Genomic DNA, 16,697 nt, shown 5'->3' on the forward strand with positions numbered 1-16,697 from the left:
TGGTTAGCCTGGGGGCGTATGTTCCGGTGGACAGTTGCCACCGGAGCGGGCAGGGGGCAGCCGGAGGCGGGGCCGGTCGGGTGGATGACGCCGTCGGCGTTCCGACGGTACGTGCCGCGCCCGGATTCCATCGAGTTCGTCGAGAGGATGCGGGAGTTGAGTCGATGAGCGGGTCGGTTCCGTCACGATCGTCCGGAGCCGGCGGCCCGGGAACCGTCGGGCCCGTACAGGTCATCGTCGCGCTGCTCGCCGCGCTCGTCGTGGTGGTCACCGGCTTCGCCTGGCACAGCGTCGACGCGCTGATCTCCAATATCGAACGCATCGGCGACCTGGGACTGGGCGGAAGTCGTGACGGCGCGGTCGACATCCTGCTGGTCGGGGTGGACAGTCGCACCGACGCGCACGGCAACCCGCTGACGCAGGCGGAACGGGCCATGCTGCACGCGGGTGACGAGGTCGGCACCAATACCGACACCATCGTCCTGGTGCGCGTCCCCAACGACGGACGTTCCGCGACCGCCATCTCACTGCCCCGCGACTCCTACGTCGACATACCGGGATTCGGCAAGGGCAAGATCAACTCGGCCTACGGCGCGACCAAGGAGGCCGAGCGCGCCAAACTCATCGGCACGGGTCTGTCGGACTCCGAAGTCGACAAGCGGGCCACCCAGGCCGGTCGCAAGGCGCTGATCACCACCGTCGCGAATCTGACCGGTATCGGCGTCGACCACTACGCCGAGGTGAGCCTGCTCGGATTCGTGCTGCTGACCGAAGCCGTCGGTGGTGTCGACGTCTGCCTGAACCATGCGGTCGACGAATGGATGTCGGGTGCGGACTTCCCCGCCGGACAGCAGAAACTCGACGGTCCGCAGGCATTGAGTTTCGTGCGTCAGCGCCACGACCTCGAACGTGGCGATCTCGACCGCATCGTGCGCCAGCAGGTGTTCATGGCCCAGCTCGTCGGACAGGTGCTCAGCGCGAAGACCCTCGCGAATCCCTCGCGGCTGGGCCAGCTCAGCGAGGCGGTCGGGCGCACCGTCGTGCTGGACGAGGACTGGGACGTGCTGACCTTCCTCCAGCAGCTCAAGGATCTGTCCGGCGGGCAGGTGAAATTCGAGACCATTCCGGTGACCGATCTCAACGGCATGACCGGCGACGGCGAATCCGTGGTGCGGGTCGACCCGAAAGCCGTGAAATCCTATGTGGCATCGCTCGTCGGCGAGTCGAGTGGCGAAACCCCACAGCCACTGGTGAATCCGGACAGCGTGACGGTCGACGTCTACAACGCGGGCGGGGTCGCGGGGTTGGCGGGTAAGGTCTCGCAGGCGTTGAGCGCCAAGGGTTTCCGCGAAGGCACCGTCACGAACTATTCCGGACGCAGCGCGAGCAGCAGCCGGGTGCTCACCGCCGACACCTCCGATTCGCGAGCCAAGGCCGTCGCGCAGGCGCTCGGCGGGCTGACCGTGGTCGCCGACGAGTCGATGTCCCCGGGTTCGGTCGGGGTCGTGCTGGCGAGCGACTATTCTGGTCCGGGCTCGGCGGCGAGCTCCATGTTCGATCTCTCCGGAACCTCGACCTCCGCGACGCCGGTTCCCCCCGCCCCACCGATCGACGCAGGCCAGAACGGACCGAAATGCGTGAACTGACCCCCCTCCCCGCCGACGATCGTGACGTCGAGCATGCGTGACCTCGACCAGGCGCTCACCCTCACCGAGGCCGTCCTCGACCCGATCCTGGCCCGCGAACCGGCAGGTCCGCGCGTCACCTACTACGACGACGCGAACGGCGCGCGGATCGAACTGTCCGGGCTGACGCTGGCGAACTGGGCCGCCAAGACCGGCAACCTGATCCGCGACGAATTCGGGCTGAGCCCCGGCGCACGGGTCGCGGTCCTGCTGCCCGCGCACTGGCAGACCGCCGCGGTGCTGCTCGGCTGCTGGTGGGCCGGGACCGAGGTCGTGCTGCGCCCCGATCCCGACGCCGACCTGGCTCTGGTCACACCCGATCGCATCGATGACGCCGACGGTGTCGCCGAAGTGGCCGCGCTCTCGCTCGATCCCATGGGTATGCCGGTACGCGATCTGCCCATCGGGATCACCGACTTCGCCACCGCCGTCCGGGTGCACGGCGACCAGTTCCATCCGCGCGGCGCCGGTGTCGCGCTCGACGGCATGCCCGTGTCGGAAGTTCTCGCCGAAGCCAGGAAGTCGGCCCTGCGGCAGGGTTTCGCCGAGGGTGACCGGGTGCTGTCGAGCACGCCGTGGGAGACCCCGGCCGAACTGATCGACGGATTGATCTCGGTGCTCGCGGTCGGCGCGTCGCTGGTACAGGTCGTCAATCCGGACCCGGCCGCCAAGGAACGCAGGATCGCCTCGGAACGGGTCACCGCGCAGCGCGGGTAGCGGAAGTCCTACCCCGGTATAGGTCCGGCGTCCGACCAGAGGCCGTTTCACCGCGGTGGCCGAACCCGTAACGTGGGAGACATCACACAACGACGAGGTCGGTGGTACATGAAGCCGCAATATTGGTTCCGTTGGCTGTCTCAACAGGGCGCGCCGCGCTTCGTACTGCGCACGCAGGCGCGTCGCGGCGACCCGTTCGCCGTCCTCATGGGCGGACCCGGCGGCATCGATGATCCGTATCCGCTGATCGAAGAACTCCGCGGGCGGGACCGGCTGCTTCGCACCAGCTTGTCCTGGGCGGTGTTCGACCACGAACTGAGCCGAGCGATCCTGCGCGACAGCCGGTTCGGGGTGCGCACACCGGAGAGTTTCGACGTGCCGAAGCCGTTGCGGATGCTCGCGCAACGGTCGCCGCTGCCGCCCAATCCGGTCGAACCGCCGTCGATGCTCGTCATCGATCCACCCCAGCACACGGCCATGCGTAAGCCGGTCGCGTCCGCGTTCACCCCCAGGGCCGTCGCCAAACTCCGCGAACGGGTCGAGACGGTGACCGAGGAATTACTCGACGCGCTGCCGTCGGACGGTTCGGCCGACCTCGTCTCCGCCTTCGCCGCCCAGGTGCCGATCGCGATCATCTCCGAAATGCTCGGTTTCCCCGACGAGGATCGCGATCTCTTCCTCGGCTGGGGTGATCGGATGACGCCGCTGCTCGATGTCGGCATCTCCTGGCGCACACATCGCCGCGCCCTGGAATCCATGGAGGTGATGAACGAATACCTCGACGCCCATATCGCCCGGCTGCGCCGTAACCCCGGCGACGACATCATGAGCGCGCTGGTCAGCGCGGGCGAACTCGACGACTACGCGCTCAAGGCCACCGCGAGCCTGCTGATGGGCGCGGGTTTCGAGACCACCGTCAATCTCATCGGCAACGGCGTCGTCCAACTGCTCGCCAACCCCGACCAACTCGACCGATTGCGCGCCGAACCCGAACTGTGGCCCAACGCCGTGGAAGAGGTGCTCCGCATCGATTCACCGGTCCAGACCACCGCGCGGACCGCGCTCGAAGACCTCGAACTCGACGGCGAACGACTCCGGCGGGGTCACACCGTCGTGCTCTCGCTCGCCGGGGCCAATCGCGACCCGAAGGTGTTCGCCGATCCGGACCGTTTCGACGTCACGCGCGCGAACGCCAAGGAGCACCTGTCCTTCAGCAACGGCATCCACGTCTGCCTCGGCGCCAGTCTCGCCAGGATGGAAGGCGCGTACGCACTGCGCGCGCTGTTCGAGCGGTTCCCCGATCTGGCGCTGGAGGGCACACCGCGACGTCGTCGGCTGTTCACCCTGCACGGCTACGAGCACATGCCGGTCCGGCTGGGTCGCGCGGCGCACGCGAAACAGCCGTCCTCGGTCTGATCAGCTGAAACCGACGGCCTGCTCACCCCAGGCCATGTGCAGGTCGGCGTCCGGATTGCCGACGACGCGGTCCACCGCGTCGATCAACAGGGTGGCCCGGTCGGCCCGGCGATACGGCGGCCAGTGCTTGGAACCGTCGAGCGCGGCGGGCACACCGTGCGTCGCGAAGGCCAGCCAGCGCCGCATCATCCGGCCGGAGACCTCGGTGGCCGCCCTGCGTCCGCCGAGCCAGAACGTCGGATCGTGGTTGAGTGTGCCGAAATTGCCGAACACATAGGGCAATTCGGTCGCGTGGCCCGCACCGACACGGGCCGCGCGCAGCATCGGCGTCGCATGGTCGAAGCGGTAGGCCCAGGTCGGTGAATGCGCGGCGTGGCCGTCGGCCACCCAGTGCGCGGGCATGCGGAAAGCCGCGTCCGTCGACATGGCCAGCGCCCCTCTGGTCTTCGCCAGATCCGGGTAGGCGGAGGTGATCTCGGCGATCCGCTCGGCCGACCACTCGGGATGGCCCGCGGCCACATCCTCCAGCATCAGGTTCACCGCTTCCGGCGTCACCGGCATGATCGGCGAACGGAACACCCGGAACAGCGACGACTCGTCCTTGTTCGTGCCGATGATGAGCGGTACCCGGTGCGAACGCCCCGCCTGGAACCGGTCGATGGGATAGGTCGGCAGCAGATCACCGTCGACGACGGGCGCCGCCGCCAGCCTGCCCGGCTCCCGCAGCGGCACCTCGTCGAGCAGTACACCCGCCGCCCGCACGATTCGCTCGATCGGCATATCGCTCAGTTCGAGCGCGCGCGAGGAGGGCAGTTCCAGTATCTCCATGAACCGCCGTGCCACGCCCGCGGCCCGCTCCTGACCGAAAACCGTGGTGGCGGGCGGACTCTGGGCGATCGCCCGATGGAATAGCCCGGCCGCGCGCGGGGAGGTCAACAGCGCGGTCACGCAGCCGCCGCCGGAGGATTCGCCGAACAACGTCACATTGCCGGGATCACCGCCGAAGGCGGCGATATTGTCGCGTACCCACTCCAGCGCCGCGATCTGATCGTGCAGCCCGAGGTTGGGCACGAAACCGTGGAACAGCGAGGACAGATCGAGGAATCCGAGCGCGCCGATCCGATAGTTGACCCCGACCACCACGACGTCACCGATCTCGGCGAGTCTGCGCCCGTCGTAGACGGCCTGCGCGGCGGTACCGAGGCAGTAGGCGCCGCCGTGCAGCCAGACCATGACCGGTCGCGGTTCACCGTCCTCGGTCAGCAGACCGCGCGGGGCCCACACGTTCAGCCACAGGCAGTCCTCGCCCATCCGCAGATCCGAGTCGACCGGCACCATGGTGCCCATGGTTTGCGGGGCGATATCGCCGAAGGTCGAACATTCGCGGACGCCGTCCCAGCTCTGCGGCGGCGAGGGCGGACGAAACCGTCCGGTTCCGGTGACGGGCGCGCCGTAGGGGATGCTGCGCCAGACGGCGACCGGTCCGTCGAGAAAACCTCGAACGGCGCCGTGCTCGGTGCGCGCGACCAGCGCGTCGTTGTCGTCGTGCGTCACCGTCGGCGTTGCGGCTCGGCCAGGGCTCCGCTCACTGTGCTCGCTCATCTTCTCGCACCTCCTGCCCCAGCCCGCCGGTGCGCTGGACGATTGCTACCAGCGGGTCGGTACTACCTGATCTTTCAATCGAGAGTACGTCCCTGTTCGTGGATCGGCAGGAGGACGCGGTTTTCGACTCCGACGCGATACGCTGGCCGAATGCCGAGCTATGCCTTTCGGTGCCGTGGTTGCGGTGACACCTTCGAGGTGAACCGCCCCATGGCGCAATCGTCCGATCCCGCCGTCTGCCCGAACGGACACGACGACACCGTGAAACTGCTGACCACATTCGCCACGGTCAGCCGGGGTGGCGGCGGTATGCCCGCGGCCGCTCCCGCGCCGAGCCCGTCGGGTGGCGGATGCTGCGGCGGCGGTTGCTGCGCCTGAATCACGCGCGGAATCGAGCGCGTCCGCTTCTGTGACCCGGATCACTATTCGTGGGTCGCGGTGATCTCACCACATCGCCGTCGACGGTCGCCGTGCGGGTCGCGCCCATCGGTCGGCGCGGCCGGTCGCGCGGTCACGTCCCGGGCCGGACTCAGCCGGTGTGCTCGCTGTCGCGTCGATCGACGTGCCCCAGATCGCGATCGGGCGCGACACGGTCGCGTACGCGCTGCTTGAGCACCGAGATATCCGGGAATCCGCCGTCGGCTTTGCGCTCCCACACCTGTTCGTCGTCGACCGTGATCCGGAAGACCCCGCCGGTGCCGGGTATCAGCGCGACCTCGCCCAGATCGGTGCCGAAGGTGCTCAGCAGTTCCTGAGCCATCCAACTCGCCCGCAACAACCAGCGGCACTGGGTGCAGTACTCGATCGCGATACGCGCCATGCGACGACGGTACCGTTCACGGCTCGATCACGCCGTCGACGTACACCCACGCCCCGTCCTCCCGGGCGAACCTGCTGACCTCGTGCAACGACCCGCGCACCCCGTCCGCGCGATAGTGCGCCACGAATTCCACCACCCCGGTGTCGTCGAAGGGCCCACCGCGCTCGACCCGCACGATCTCCAGGAACATCCACCGCTGATCGTCATCGATCTCGACGACCGGGGGACGCCGCGAGGAATGCCACGACCGACGCAGATACTCCCCGTCCCCGACCGCGAACGCGGTATACCGCGACCGCATCAGCGCCTCCGCCGTCGGCGCACCCCGCTCCCCCGCGAGCACCGGCCCGCAGCATCGCTCGAAAGGCTCACCCCGGCGGCACGGACATGGCTGCGACTGCGTCATCCATCGATTCTCGTCCACTCCCCCAATCCGGTAGCGCATACGGGTCGGCGGGCATGGATCGGCCGAACCGAACCATTCATCCGATCACGTCCGACACCGCGACAGACACGATCGGCCCCACACGTACAACTTCCCGTACGAGGTAGTTGTACGATATAGCGTACAACTTGCGTAGGAGGTACAGGAGATGCCCGCTCTCCCGATTTCGAAAGTTCGCCAGAATCTCTTCGGTTTGGTGCAGCAGGTCAACGACGATCACGATCCTCTGACGGTTGTGACAAAAACCGGTGAGAACGCCGTACTGGTGGCGGAATCGGACTGGAACTCGCTCATGGAGACGCTGTATGTGCTCCAGACCCACGGCGGGGTGCAGCTGCTGAAATCCGCACAGGACGCGCGGGACGGTCGAACACAGGCGCACGCCCTCATAGATCCCGACGCGGACACGTCAGGAGACACGGTCCATCGCGGGAGCGAGACGACCGGCGGCGACCTATCCGTTTCGCCCGCGGAGGCTCCGCCACCCCGGAGGTCGAAGCACGGTGACTGACCGGAAGTTGACGTTCACCGCCACGGGATGGCGCAGTTACTCCGAATGGTTGGCCAAGGATCGCGCGGTGCTGAAGGCAGCGAACAAAGTGATCAACGCGACGCTCGTCGATCCGTTCGACGGAAGAGGCAAGCCGGAGGCGCTGCGACACCAGCTCACCGGCCACTGGTCGCGGCGGATCACCCAGGAACACCGGCTGATCTACTACATCACGGACACGGAGATAACTGTCGTCCAAGTGGGCAGCCACTACGGCAGTTGACGGCCCCGGGGCGGCGAATCGGCGGCGTCGGGGTCTCGACCATCGGCTTCGGCGGCGGAGAGGGCGGGTTCGAGGGGGGCGAGGGTGGTGCGGAGCAGGGCCGGAAGGGAGCCGGAGACCACGACGAAACCCGCGGTGGCGAGGGGGGACGGCGCGGGCTGGAGCCACAGCTCGATGGCTACGCGGATCGCGGCGGCCACGCTTGCCGCGAGAACCCTTGCCGTCGGTTCGGGGGCGGTGACACGGGTGGCGATCACGGCGGTCAGTGGAGGTTCGATCGCGGCGGTGGTGGAGAGGAACGCGGCGCGCAGGGCAGGACTCTTGGTGATCAGAAGCAGTGCGTCGCGGCTGTGTTCGGCCGTGTACTGCTCGATAATCGCTTCGGTGAGAGCCTCGGCCAGGGGTGTGGTCGAGGGTTGCGCGGCGAGGGCCGCCGCGATGCGGGTTTCGCGTTCGGCGGTGACGGCGGCGACGATCGCCTGCTCGCGGCTGGAGAAGTAGTTGTTGTAGGTCCTCGGCGATACCCCGGCCGCCTCGGCTATGTCCTCGACGCGCACGTTGTCCGGCCCGTTTTCCAGCGCGAGTCGAAGCGCCGCGTCACGTAAGGCCTCGCGGGTGGCCTGTTTCTTGCGGTCACGCAACCCTGTTCGTCTCGCCGTCACGGATCTCATCGTGCCACGAGAGTTGCGTGCAAGAAATATTGCGTGCACGCACTATTTGGCTCTAGGGTGACGACAGAGCCGGATCGAGAGCGAGGAGCGTGCCGATGCGCGGCAAGGGAATGACGTACGACACCGGTTTCGTGCGATCGGGCAGGGTGTCGCGAGTGGACTTCGCCCCGGATGTCGTCCGCCGGGAACTGACCATCATTCGAGATGACCTGCACTGCAACGCCGTTCACATCGTCGGCGGTGATCCCGACCGGCTGGAGCTGGCCGCCCGCTGCGCCGCCGAACTCGGGCTGGAGATCTGGTTCTCGCCGTACCCGCTGGAACTGACCGTCGATCAGATCATGCCGCTGTTCGCCGATTGCGCGCGGCGAGCCGAACGGCTGCGGAAGGCCGGCGCCGAGGTCGTCTTCGTCGCCGGTGTCGAACTGAGCATCATGAACAGGGGATTCCTGCCCGGCGACAGCGTGGAGGAACGACTCGACGCGCTGTTGCACGATCCCGACGGCCCGATGCGACGACTCGCCGAGGTGAGTGCGCGCCTCGATGAGTTCTTCGACGACGCCGTTTCCGTTATCCGCGAACTCTTCGGAGGCAGAATCACCTACGCCTGCGTACCGCTCGAGCGGATCGACTGGACACCCTTCGACATCGTCTCGATCGAACTCATCCGCTCCGCGGAGGTGGCCGATCAGTTCCGGGAGGGCGTGCGCGCCCTCGTCGCGCGGGAAAAGCCGGTCGCCGTCACCGGTTTCGGCACGGCCACCTGGCACGGCGCGGGTGATGTCGCACCGCGCAGTATGGAGATCGTCGAGAACGACGAGAACGGTGATCCGATTCGGCTGAACGGCGACTACATCCGTGACGAGGCAGGCCAGGCCGCCTATCTACGCGAACTTTTGGAGATCTTCGATTCCGAAGGCGTCGACAGCACTTTCGTATTCCTCTTCGCGCTGTACAGCCACCCGCATCGCCCCGACGGCGACCCGCGCGAGGATCTCGACATGGCCGGGCTCGGCATCGTCAAAGTCCTGGAAGGTCGAACCGGGCAGACCTACCCCGATATGAATTGGGAGCCGAAGGCGGCATTCGGCGCTGTCGCCGAGCACTACCGCGGCGACGGTGTCAGTGGCTTTCGACCTTCGACAGGACGAGCGCTATCGCCGCCGTCTGGTCGCGCCAGCGGCGTAGCTCCGTGACCCCGGGTGCGAGTTCGTAGTCGTGGTGGTGGGCGGCGCGGGAGAGCGCGGCCCAGACCGTCGCGACCTGGGCGGCGGTGTCGGGGCCCGCGTAGCTGCGCAGGGCGAGCAGTTGGGCGCGCATGGGGCAGCGCAGCAGGTCGGGGGCGAGTCGCGCCCACAGTTCGTCCACCGACTGTTCCAGAGCCAGGCGCAGGATCCAGGCGGTGGCGCGCGACCAGACGCCGCCCGCGTCGGTGACCTCGCCGTCGAGCAGCCGGTCGACGACCTCGAAACGCTCGACCACCGTCGGCCGGGGCGCGCGGGGCCGCTCGGTGCGATGCGGTGGTCGACGGCCGCGGCCCCGGGAGCGGCGCGGGGCGGTCACCGGATCGTCCGGCCGGATAGGACATCCGGGGCACCGCAGTCCGGCGAGCGCGCCACGCTCACCGCACCAGCCAGGCGAGGAAACGTTCGGTGTCGCTGATCAATTCGCGCATGCTGCGCCCGATCGGGACATGCGCGCCCGCCGTCACATCACGGAGGACGCTCACCAGCCATTTTTCGTCGCGGGCCAGGAATTTGTTGAGGTTGTCCACGTTGTAGCCGACACCCATGACGGCCAGCGCCACCATCGCGCGGGTGGTGAACGCCTCTTCGAGATGGCGTTCCACCTCGCGGTGGTGCATTCCGGTGGCGAGCAGGTCGCGGCGCGCGCGGGACTGACTGGCCGCCTCCACGGCAGACCGGCAGCAGGTGGCGACCAGTTCGTCGGCGATGGCGCGCGGCAATTGCGGGGTGCGCACGAGCGAGCGGGCGTCGGCGAGGTAGCGGCGGACCGGATCACTCGAGGTCCGCACCTCCACGACCGACCGTTCGCGGCGCTGCACTTCGAGAACGCAGGCGTCGAGTTGCATGCGCCGCACCGCCTCGGCCAGCCGCTCGTCGTGGGTGAACACGACGACCTGGCGGTGCCGGGCGACCGTCGCCAGCACCATGGCCAGACCGTCGACCTTGGCGGGGTCCATGGCCTGCACCGGGTCGTCGATCATCACGAAGCGGAACGGGCTGTCCTCGACCGTCGCGCGCGGCAGGAACAGCGACAGACCGAGCGCGTGCAACTCGCCCTGGCTCATCACGCCGAGGGCCGCGCCGTCCACCTCGTCCACGGTGACGTCGAGCAGTACCCGGCGCGCGGTTCCGGCATTGCCCTGGAGGCGGATCGCGCCGAGTTCGACATTGCTCTGCTGGCGCAGGGTCCGCCAGATCCAGCGCGCGGTCGTCTCCAGTGGAGCCATGCGCTCACCGCGCAGACCCGCGGTCGCGGATTTGAGCCAGTCCTCGGCGCGTTTGACCGTGCGCAGTTCGTTCGCGCGCAACGCGACCTCACGGGCGTTGTCGAGCCAGGTCGCCAGGCGCGGCACCAGTGGCGCCCAGACCTCGTCGAGACGATCGAGTTCCTTGCGGGTGCCCTGCTGGAGCAATTCGAGTTCGTCGACCAGGCGGGTGTGCGCGCCGCGCAACCGATCAGCCAGATCGGGGGTGTATTCCGCGCCGGTCAGCGCCGCCCAGTCCGCCCAGGCCCGCCGCACCGCGCCGGTGTCGACGGTCGGCGGATTGCTCGGGTCGAAATCCAGTTCCTGCGGGACGTGATCGGGAAGCCCACGGGCGGCGCGCACGGCGCGGTTCAACTGGTCACGAGCCCTGGTCAGCGCGTCCACGCGGGCGGTGAGCTGGGCGATCGAGGCATCGGCCGCCTCGGCCCATTCGCTGTCGAGCGTGCCGCGACCGCAGACCGGGCAGGCGCAATCGCCGACCACGCCCGCGTGTTCGCGGGCCCGGCGCAGCAGGTCGAGCACCCGCAGATCGGCCTCGGCGTCGGTGGTCGACCCGAGCGCGACCTCGGCGCCGCATTCCTCGATGCGGGCGGCCACCGCGTCGACCTGGGCGCTGGTCGGCAGGGTGAGCCGGACGATGGCGCGCAATCCGTCCGGGCCGATGGTGTCGTCGACCGTGCCGAAGATATGGCGGCTCACCGCGTTCAGATCGGGTTGCAGCGGACGCAGCAGTCGTGCCATCCGCACCGCGCGGTCGTCGGCGACCTGTTCCAAGGCGCCGAGCAGATCCAGCCGTTCCTGACGCGAATCACGGGCGGCGCGTTCCAATTCCAGGCGGCGGGTGCGAATCCGCTCCTGGGCCCTGGTCAATTCGTCCAGGCCGAGCAGTTGGTGCAGCGCGTCGAACAGGTCGCTGGGTTTGCCGTCGACCAGCGCGCCGAGTTCGCTGTAGGAGAGGAACGGGCGGTACAGGTCGAGCACGCTCGACCAGCGGGTGACATCGAATGGAGCCGAATCGTTCTCGGTGACGCCGGTACCGCGCTCGGTCCACACCGCCTGGGTCAGGTCCGCGTCCGGCGCCCACTCCTTGACGACGGTGAGTTCGGGGTCGTCGCCCTCGGTGAGCAGGTCGAGTTCGATGCGCGCCGACTCACCTTCGTGCAGGTTGCGCCATCCCTCGCGCCATGCCGCCGAGCGGCCGTCCCAGCGGCGGTTACCGCCGGTCAGCGCCAATTCGGCGGCTTCGGCGAAACTGGATTTGCCGCTGCCGTTGCGTCCGACGACCAGGGTGAGGCCGGGACCGGGCGGCACGTGCAAGGTGGTCTCGGGGCCGATCCCGCGGAATCCGCGAACCCGGATGGCGCGCAGGAAGACTCCCGCGGCGTCGAATTCCCCGGCAGGCCCGTGCGCGTCACGATGGCCGAGGGAACCGAGCGACCACAGCACCGTCTCCGCGACGTCCGAGGTGACGGTGGGATCTTCGGACAAGCGCCGGGCCACCACTTCGGGCAGGCGCGGCGATACCTCCGTGGCCGGATCGGCCGCGGGATTCACGCGCATACGTCAAACCCCTTCACCACCGAACCGCGGCCTGCCCACCCGCCTCGCACCCGGTGTCCTCTGTCGAAAGCTCAGCGAAACGCTACCCGATGCGCCAGGATTCGCCCACCGGGCGGTGCCGAATACAGTCCTGTCCCGGAATGGGCGATCCGAAGGATGGTCCGAATCTGCCCGCGGGGATGGATATGGCCATCGAAAGCGCACGGCCGCCCTCGATGTCCACCCCTCGCCAACCCCGACGGGCAGCTCGATGTGTGTCACCCGATCGGGTGGCTCGGACGGAGCCGAACAGAACAGAATGACAGTATCGAGACCGTAACGCAACCGCAGGAACGATTCGAGAAGGTGAGCGAATCCGATGCCGACACAGTGGGTTCCGCGCGGACGCGCGGGGGCGACGGCCGGTCTGTCGGTGGCCTGCGGTACAAATCCGGTCGACGCAACCTTGGGGGGAACACCGTGAACCGCCGCCGATCGAGAGCCGCCCGATGACAGCACCGTGGACCGAAGCGCAGGTCGGCGCACTGGCGCCGGACGCGAACGCGCTGTCGGCCGCGCGTGCGCTCGGCGCGCGCTGGCACGAGACGGGGCACCGCGACACGGCGCTGTGGGGTATGTGGCACGGCAGCGGGGCGCCGCCGTACCGGACCGTCGTCGATCTGAGCGGACCCGCGTATCGGTGCTCCTGCCCGAGCCGGAAATTTCCGTGCAAACACGCGCTGTCTCTGATGTTGCGCTGGTCCGCCGGTGCGGTGCCCGACGCGGACACCGTCGCCGATTTCGCGGCCGAGTGGATCGCGTCGAGAGCGAAACGAGCGCGAGAACCCGCCCGCGACACCGCGCTCCGCGTGCCGAATCCCGCCACCGCGAGGCAGCGGCGCGCGCGGGTCACCGCCGGACTGGACGACCTCGACATCTGGCTCGGCGACCAGGTCCGTACCGGCCTGGCCCAGACCGATCGCTCCTACCGCGCGTTCGAGGCCATCGCGGCCCGCATGGTCGACGCCCAGGCGCCCGCGGTGGCGGCCGTGCTGCGTCAACTCCCGACCACCGTCGCCACCCGCGCGGACTGGCCGCGGATCGTGCTGCGCGAATACGCGCGCCTGCACCTGCTGATCGCCGCGCACCGACGTCTCGACGAACTGCCCGACGCACTGGGCGCGAGTATCCGCACCCACATCGGCTATCCGACGTCCGCCGAATCGGTGCGCGCCGAACCGCCGTCGCGCGACCGGTGGATGGTGCTCGGCAGTCGGATCACCGAGGAGGAGCGGCTCTACACCCGCAGGACCTGGCTCTACGGCAGGAACACCCACCGCTGGGCGCTCCTGGTCGATCACTGCTTCGGATCGCCCGGTTTCCCGAACGACGTTCCCGCGCTCGGCGCCATGGCCGACGCGCACCTGCACTACTACCCCGCCGCCGCGCCGTTGCGCGCGCTCTGGGGCGAACGTCACGGCACCGACGAACCTTTCACCACCGTGCCCGGGACGAACGGCACGATCGCCGCCGCGCTGGAAGCGCACGCGCGGGCACTGGGCGCCGACCCCTGGGCGCGGTCGTGGCCGGTCCTGTTGCCCGAGGTGACGCCGATCGTGGACGACAGCGGTTGGCGGGTGGTCGATTCCGACGGCGCGGCCCTCGCGTTGGCGCCCTCGGAACAGCCCTGGCGGTTGCTCGGGATATCGGGAGGTCATCCCGTGACGCTGACCGCCGATTGGACGCAGGAAGGGCTCGTTCCGGTGTCGGCGCTGGTCGCGGGTGAGGTACTCGACGTCACGGGGGAACGCGCGGCGCCGCGCGGAACGAATTCCGGCGCGGCGGTGGCCGGGAGCGGGGCCGATCTGACCTCCGTCGCGCTGCTGGGCACCGCACGTCGCAGTCCCGACCCGGCCCGGCTCGCACCGCCGGTGGCCGCGGCGGCCGTGCGGCTGCGGACGGATCCGGCACTGCTGCTGCTGGAATCGGCGGCGCTGCGCGATGCCTACGAACGGGGTGGGGTGCCCGCCGAATCCGGCGATATCCCCGCACCCGCGCTCGACGATCCGAGGCGGCGACTGCCGCGGGCGGCGGCGTCGCGCGTGGCGGAGATGCTGCGCGGCAAATCGAATTTCCTGCCGGAATGGTTCGACGCCGCCGAACCGCACGACTACCGCGCACCGGACGCGCTGTGCGCGCTGCTGCTCGAACACGCCTGCGACAGTTCGCCGTGGCGGACCGCGCTGCTGCGGTTGGCGGGCCGTCGCGGACAGTGGCTCGCCGCGCGACATCCGCAGTGGCGCAAACTGTCGTGGCCCGATATCGATACCGAACTCGATGAGGACACCTGGCATTTCGGCGGTCCGCAGGCCCGCAGGAATTGGCTGGCGCGGTTGCGGGTCGAGGATCCGGCGGCGGCGCGCGACGCGCTGATCGAGGTGTGGCCGAAGGAATCGGGACCGCTGCGCGCCGAACTCCTCGCCACACTGGAACCGGGGATCTCCCCGGCCGACGAGGATCTGCTGGAATCGGCATTGGACGACCGCCGCGCCGATGTGCGCCGCACGGCCGCGGGCCTGCTGACCCTGCTTCCGGATTCCGCGTTCGCGCGGCGGATGACCGCGCGCGCGGCCGCGTGGTTGCGCCCGACGACATCCGAGACGCCCCGCCTGGTCGTCGACCTGCCCGAGGCCATCGACGCGGCCTCCCAGCGCGACGGCATCGTCGACCGCGGCGTCGAATTCACCTACCGCTGGAACGGCAGGCCCGACGTGATGGCGGGACGGTTGCGCCAGCTGGTCGCCGCCACACCGCTGCGATTCTGGCAGCGTGGAAACGTCGACGGGTGGCCCGACACCGCCGAACTCGGCCCCGAGCGATGGGCGGGGATCGGCGTGGACGACCGATTCCGGCAACCACTGTTCGACGGCTGGGTGGACGCGGCACTGGCGCAAGGCGACTCACGCTGGGCCAGGGCACTGTTCGAGGCGGGAGTGCCCTCCGACGCCGCGCTGCTGCGGCGGCGCGAGTTGTTCGCCCTGCTGCCGATCGAGGACAGGACCCGTCATCTGCTGCGGCTCGACGGTTCGTGGTTGTCCGAGATCGAGGCGCTGCTGCCCGCCATGGGGCACCCGTGGCCCGATGCCGTCGCCAACCACCTGATGCTGTTACTCGCCGATCGTGCCAGGATCGCGGCGCAGCACTCCGGCACGCACGGCGCGAGCCCGAGTGCGCACCGCTCGCTGCTCACCACGGCCTCGATCCATTTCCCGGTCACGGCCGCGCCCGCGGTCGGCGCCCTCGCGCGGCGCTGCGACGATCCCACCTGGGTGCGGGCCTTCGATCTACTCGCCGACGATCTCACCCACCGCTCGAAGATGCTCGAGGAGTTGCAGTGACGACCATCGACCCCGCCCCCGGCCTGCTGCGCCCGCACGCCGAACAGGCCTACGCCGAGGAACTACGCGCCCTCGCCGTCGGCGACGACCGGCCGCGTCCACCCTCGTGGCGACTCTCTCCGTGGGCGGTCGTCACCTATCTGCTCGGCGGCACCTCCGCCGACGGCACGGTGATCACGCCCAAATACGTCGGGCCGCGCCGATTGATCGAAGTGGCCGTCGCGACACTGGCGACCGACCGCGCGCTGCTGCTGCTCGGCGTACCCGGCACCGCCAAAACCTGGGTTTCCGAACATCTCTCGGCCGCGATCAGCGGCTCGTCGACGCTGCTCGTGCAGGGCACGTCGGGGACCGCCGAGGAGGCGATCCGCTACGGCTGGAACTACGCGAGACTGCTGGCGGAGGGGCCGAGCGACGCGGCGCTGGTCCCGTCACCGGTGATGACCGCCATGCGCACCGGCGCGATCGCCCGCATCGAGGAACTCACCCGGATTCCCTCGGATGTGCAGGACGCGTTGATCACCATCCTGTCCGAGAAGACCTTGCCGGTACCGGAACTCGGCACGCAGGTGCAGGCCGCGAAGGGTTTCAACGTCATCGCCACGGCCAACGACCGCGATCGTGGCGTCAACGAACTGTCCTCGGCGCTGCGCCGCCGGTTCAACACGGTGGTATTACCGCTGCCTGATGACGAGGACGACGAGGTCGCCATCGTGGTGCGCCGGGTCGAACAACTGGGCGTGGCACTGGAATTGCCGCGAATTCCCGCCGCGGCCGAGGAAGTGCGACGGGTGGTTCGGGTGTTCCGAGAACTGCGCTCGGGCATCACCGCCGACGGCCGCACCAAACTCAAATCCCCCTCGGGGACGCTGTCGACGGCCGAGGCCATCTCGGTGATCACCAACGGCATCGCGCTGTCGGCTCATTTCGGCGACGGCACCCTGCGGGCCGACGATATCGCCGGTGCCGTACTCGGTTCCGTCATCAAGGATCCGGTCGCCGACCGGGTGGTGTGGACCGAATATCTCGAGGCGGTGGTCCGCGAACGACCCGAGTGGTCCGATTTCTACCGGGCCTGCCGGGAGATCACCGGGTGAACGGGTCTCGCACGCACCAACT

The 16,697-nt window shown here is 68.9% G+C and carries 15 protein-coding genes; 9 read left to right on the top strand and 6 right to left on the bottom strand.

The annotated features are described in order from the left end of the window. Positions 1-164 precede the first annotated feature (164 nt). The 3 genes from DAT37_RS31190 to DAT37_RS31200 all read left to right on the top strand — a co-directional run bounded on the left by DAT37_RS31190 (position 165) and on the right by DAT37_RS31200 (position 3,818). Positions 165-1,646 carry an LCP family protein gene (locus DAT37_RS31190; protein ID WP_109528414.1) on the top strand — a complete coding sequence of 494 codons (1,482 nt, stop codon included), beginning with the start codon at positions 165-167 and terminating at the stop codon, positions 1,644-1,646. A gap of 33 nt (positions 1,647-1,679) precedes the next feature. Beyond that, positions 1,680-2,402, top strand: coding sequence for a TIGR03089 family protein (locus DAT37_RS31195; protein WP_109528415.1), 723 nt, complete (start codon positions 1,680-1,682; stop codon positions 2,400-2,402). Between the two features lie 108 nt (positions 2,403-2,510). Further along, entirely contained in the window at positions 2,511-3,818 is a 1,308-nt protein-coding gene (locus DAT37_RS31200; protein WP_109528416.1) for a cytochrome P450, read from the top strand. Here the strand turns inward: DAT37_RS31200 and DAT37_RS31205 are convergent, their stop codons facing one another. Further along, positions 3,819-5,420, bottom strand: coding sequence for a carboxylesterase/lipase family protein (locus DAT37_RS31205; protein WP_109528417.1), 1,602 nt, complete (start codon positions 5,418-5,420; stop codon positions 3,819-3,821). It lies immediately after the preceding gene. Between the two features lie 150 nt (positions 5,421-5,570). Between DAT37_RS31205 and DAT37_RS31210 the strand changes: the two genes are divergently transcribed. After that, positions 5,571-5,798: an FmdB family zinc ribbon protein gene (locus tag DAT37_RS31210; RefSeq protein WP_109528418.1), complete on the top strand. Its 228-nt coding sequence runs from the start codon at positions 5,571-5,573 to the stop codon at positions 5,796-5,798. Positions 5,799-5,949: 151 nt separating this feature from the next. Here DAT37_RS31210 and DAT37_RS31215 read toward each other — a convergent pair whose 3' ends face one another. Continuing rightward, positions 5,950-6,240 (bottom strand): SelT/SelW/SelH family protein, encoded by a 291-nt coding sequence (locus DAT37_RS31215; protein ID WP_109528419.1) that lies wholly within the window; start codon positions 6,238-6,240, stop codon positions 5,950-5,952. A gap of 16 nt (positions 6,241-6,256) precedes the next feature. Further along, positions 6,257-6,685: a YchJ family protein gene (locus DAT37_RS31220; RefSeq protein WP_332873370.1), complete on the bottom strand. Its 429-nt coding sequence runs from the start codon at positions 6,683-6,685 to the stop codon at positions 6,257-6,259. 148 nt (positions 6,686-6,833) lie between these two features. On the opposite strand from DAT37_RS31220, the gene DAT37_RS31225 reads away from it, so the two are divergent. Together DAT37_RS31225 and DAT37_RS31230 are read left to right on the top strand one after the other, a co-directional pair. Further along, on the top strand, positions 6,834-7,196 hold the full coding sequence (locus DAT37_RS31225; RefSeq protein ID WP_109528421.1) for a type II toxin-antitoxin system Phd/YefM family antitoxin: 363 nt from the start codon (positions 6,834-6,836) through the stop codon (positions 7,194-7,196). Continuing rightward, complete coding sequence (locus DAT37_RS31230) at positions 7,189-7,458, top strand: Txe/YoeB family addiction module toxin (RefSeq protein ID WP_109528422.1); 270 nt, start codon at positions 7,189-7,191, stop codon at positions 7,456-7,458. The genes DAT37_RS31225 and DAT37_RS31230 overlap by 8 nt, the downstream gene beginning before the upstream one ends. Here DAT37_RS31230 and DAT37_RS31235 read toward each other — a convergent pair. Beyond that, positions 7,446-8,120, bottom strand: a complete 675-nt coding sequence (locus DAT37_RS31235) for a TetR/AcrR family transcriptional regulator (protein ID WP_109528423.1) — start codon at positions 8,118-8,120, stop codon at positions 7,446-7,448. The genes DAT37_RS31230 and DAT37_RS31235 overlap by 13 nt on opposite strands. A 104-nt stretch (positions 8,121-8,224) precedes the next feature. Between DAT37_RS31235 and DAT37_RS31240 the strand changes: the two genes are divergently transcribed. After that, on the top strand, positions 8,225-9,325 hold the full coding sequence (locus DAT37_RS31240; protein WP_232840104.1) for a hypothetical protein: 1,101 nt from the start codon (positions 8,225-8,227) through the stop codon (positions 9,323-9,325). On the opposite strand, the gene DAT37_RS31245 is transcribed toward DAT37_RS31240, so the two are convergent. After that, positions 9,252-9,692, bottom strand: coding sequence for a hypothetical protein (locus DAT37_RS31245; protein ID WP_232840105.1), 441 nt, complete (start codon positions 9,690-9,692; stop codon positions 9,252-9,254). The two genes, DAT37_RS31240 and DAT37_RS31245, sit on opposite strands and share 74 nt — an antisense overlap. Before the next feature lie 58 nt (positions 9,693-9,750). Further along, positions 9,751-12,201 (bottom strand): AAA family ATPase, encoded by a 2,451-nt coding sequence (locus DAT37_RS31250; RefSeq protein WP_109528425.1) that lies wholly within the window; start codon positions 12,199-12,201, stop codon positions 9,751-9,753. 488 nt (positions 12,202-12,689) lie between these two features. Here DAT37_RS31250 and DAT37_RS31255 point away from each other — a divergent pair, with 488 nt between their 5' ends. Then, complete coding sequence (locus DAT37_RS31255; RefSeq protein WP_109528426.1) at positions 12,690-15,578, top strand: SWIM zinc finger family protein; 2,889 nt, start codon at positions 12,690-12,692, stop codon at positions 15,576-15,578. Further along, on the top strand, positions 15,575-16,675 hold the full coding sequence (locus DAT37_RS31260; protein ID WP_109528427.1) for an ATP-binding protein: 1,101 nt from the start codon (positions 15,575-15,577) through the stop codon (positions 16,673-16,675). The genes DAT37_RS31255 and DAT37_RS31260 overlap by 4 nt, the downstream gene beginning before the upstream one ends. The last annotated feature ends 22 nt before the right edge of the window (positions 16,676-16,697 follow it).

It is taken from the genome of Nocardia aurea, assembly GCF_003123685.1.
In the GTDB taxonomy this organism is placed as follows: Bacteria; Actinomycetota; Actinomycetes; order Mycobacteriales; family Mycobacteriaceae; genus Nocardia; species Nocardia aurea.

Excerpts from the sequence above, each read along its gene's own strand:
- DAT37_RS31190 (WP_109528414.1), top strand. The coding sequence starts at position 165 with ATGAGCGGGTCGGTTCCGTCACGATCGTCCGGAGCCGGCGGCCCGGGA.
- DAT37_RS31195 (WP_109528415.1), top strand. The coding sequence starts at position 1,680 with ATGCGTGACCTCGACCAGGCGCTCACCCTCACCGAGGCCGTCCTCGAC.
- DAT37_RS31200 (WP_109528416.1), top strand. The coding sequence starts at position 2,511 with ATGAAGCCGCAATATTGGTTCCGTTGGCTGTCTCAACAGGGCGCGCCG.
- DAT37_RS31205 (WP_109528417.1), bottom strand. The coding sequence starts at position 5,420 with ATGAGCGAGCACAGTGAGCGGAGCCCTGGCCGAGCCGCAACGCCGACG.
- DAT37_RS31210 (WP_109528418.1), top strand. The coding sequence starts at position 5,571 with ATGCCGAGCTATGCCTTTCGGTGCCGTGGTTGCGGTGACACCTTCGAG.
- DAT37_RS31215 (WP_109528419.1), bottom strand. The coding sequence starts at position 6,240 with ATGGCGCGTATCGCGATCGAGTACTGCACCCAGTGCCGCTGGTTGTTG.
- DAT37_RS31220 (WP_332873370.1), bottom strand. The coding sequence starts at position 6,685 with ATGCGCTACCGGATTGGGGGAGTGGACGAGAATCGATGGATGACGCAG.
- DAT37_RS31225 (WP_109528421.1), top strand. The coding sequence starts at position 6,834 with ATGCCCGCTCTCCCGATTTCGAAAGTTCGCCAGAATCTCTTCGGTTTG.
- DAT37_RS31240 (WP_232840104.1), top strand. The coding sequence starts at position 8,225 with ATGCGCGGCAAGGGAATGACGTACGACACCGGTTTCGTGCGATCGGGC.
- DAT37_RS31250 (WP_109528425.1), bottom strand. The coding sequence starts at position 12,201 with ATGCGCGTGAATCCCGCGGCCGATCCGGCCACGGAGGTATCGCCGCGC.
- DAT37_RS31255 (WP_109528426.1), top strand. The coding sequence starts at position 12,690 with ATGACAGCACCGTGGACCGAAGCGCAGGTCGGCGCACTGGCGCCGGAC.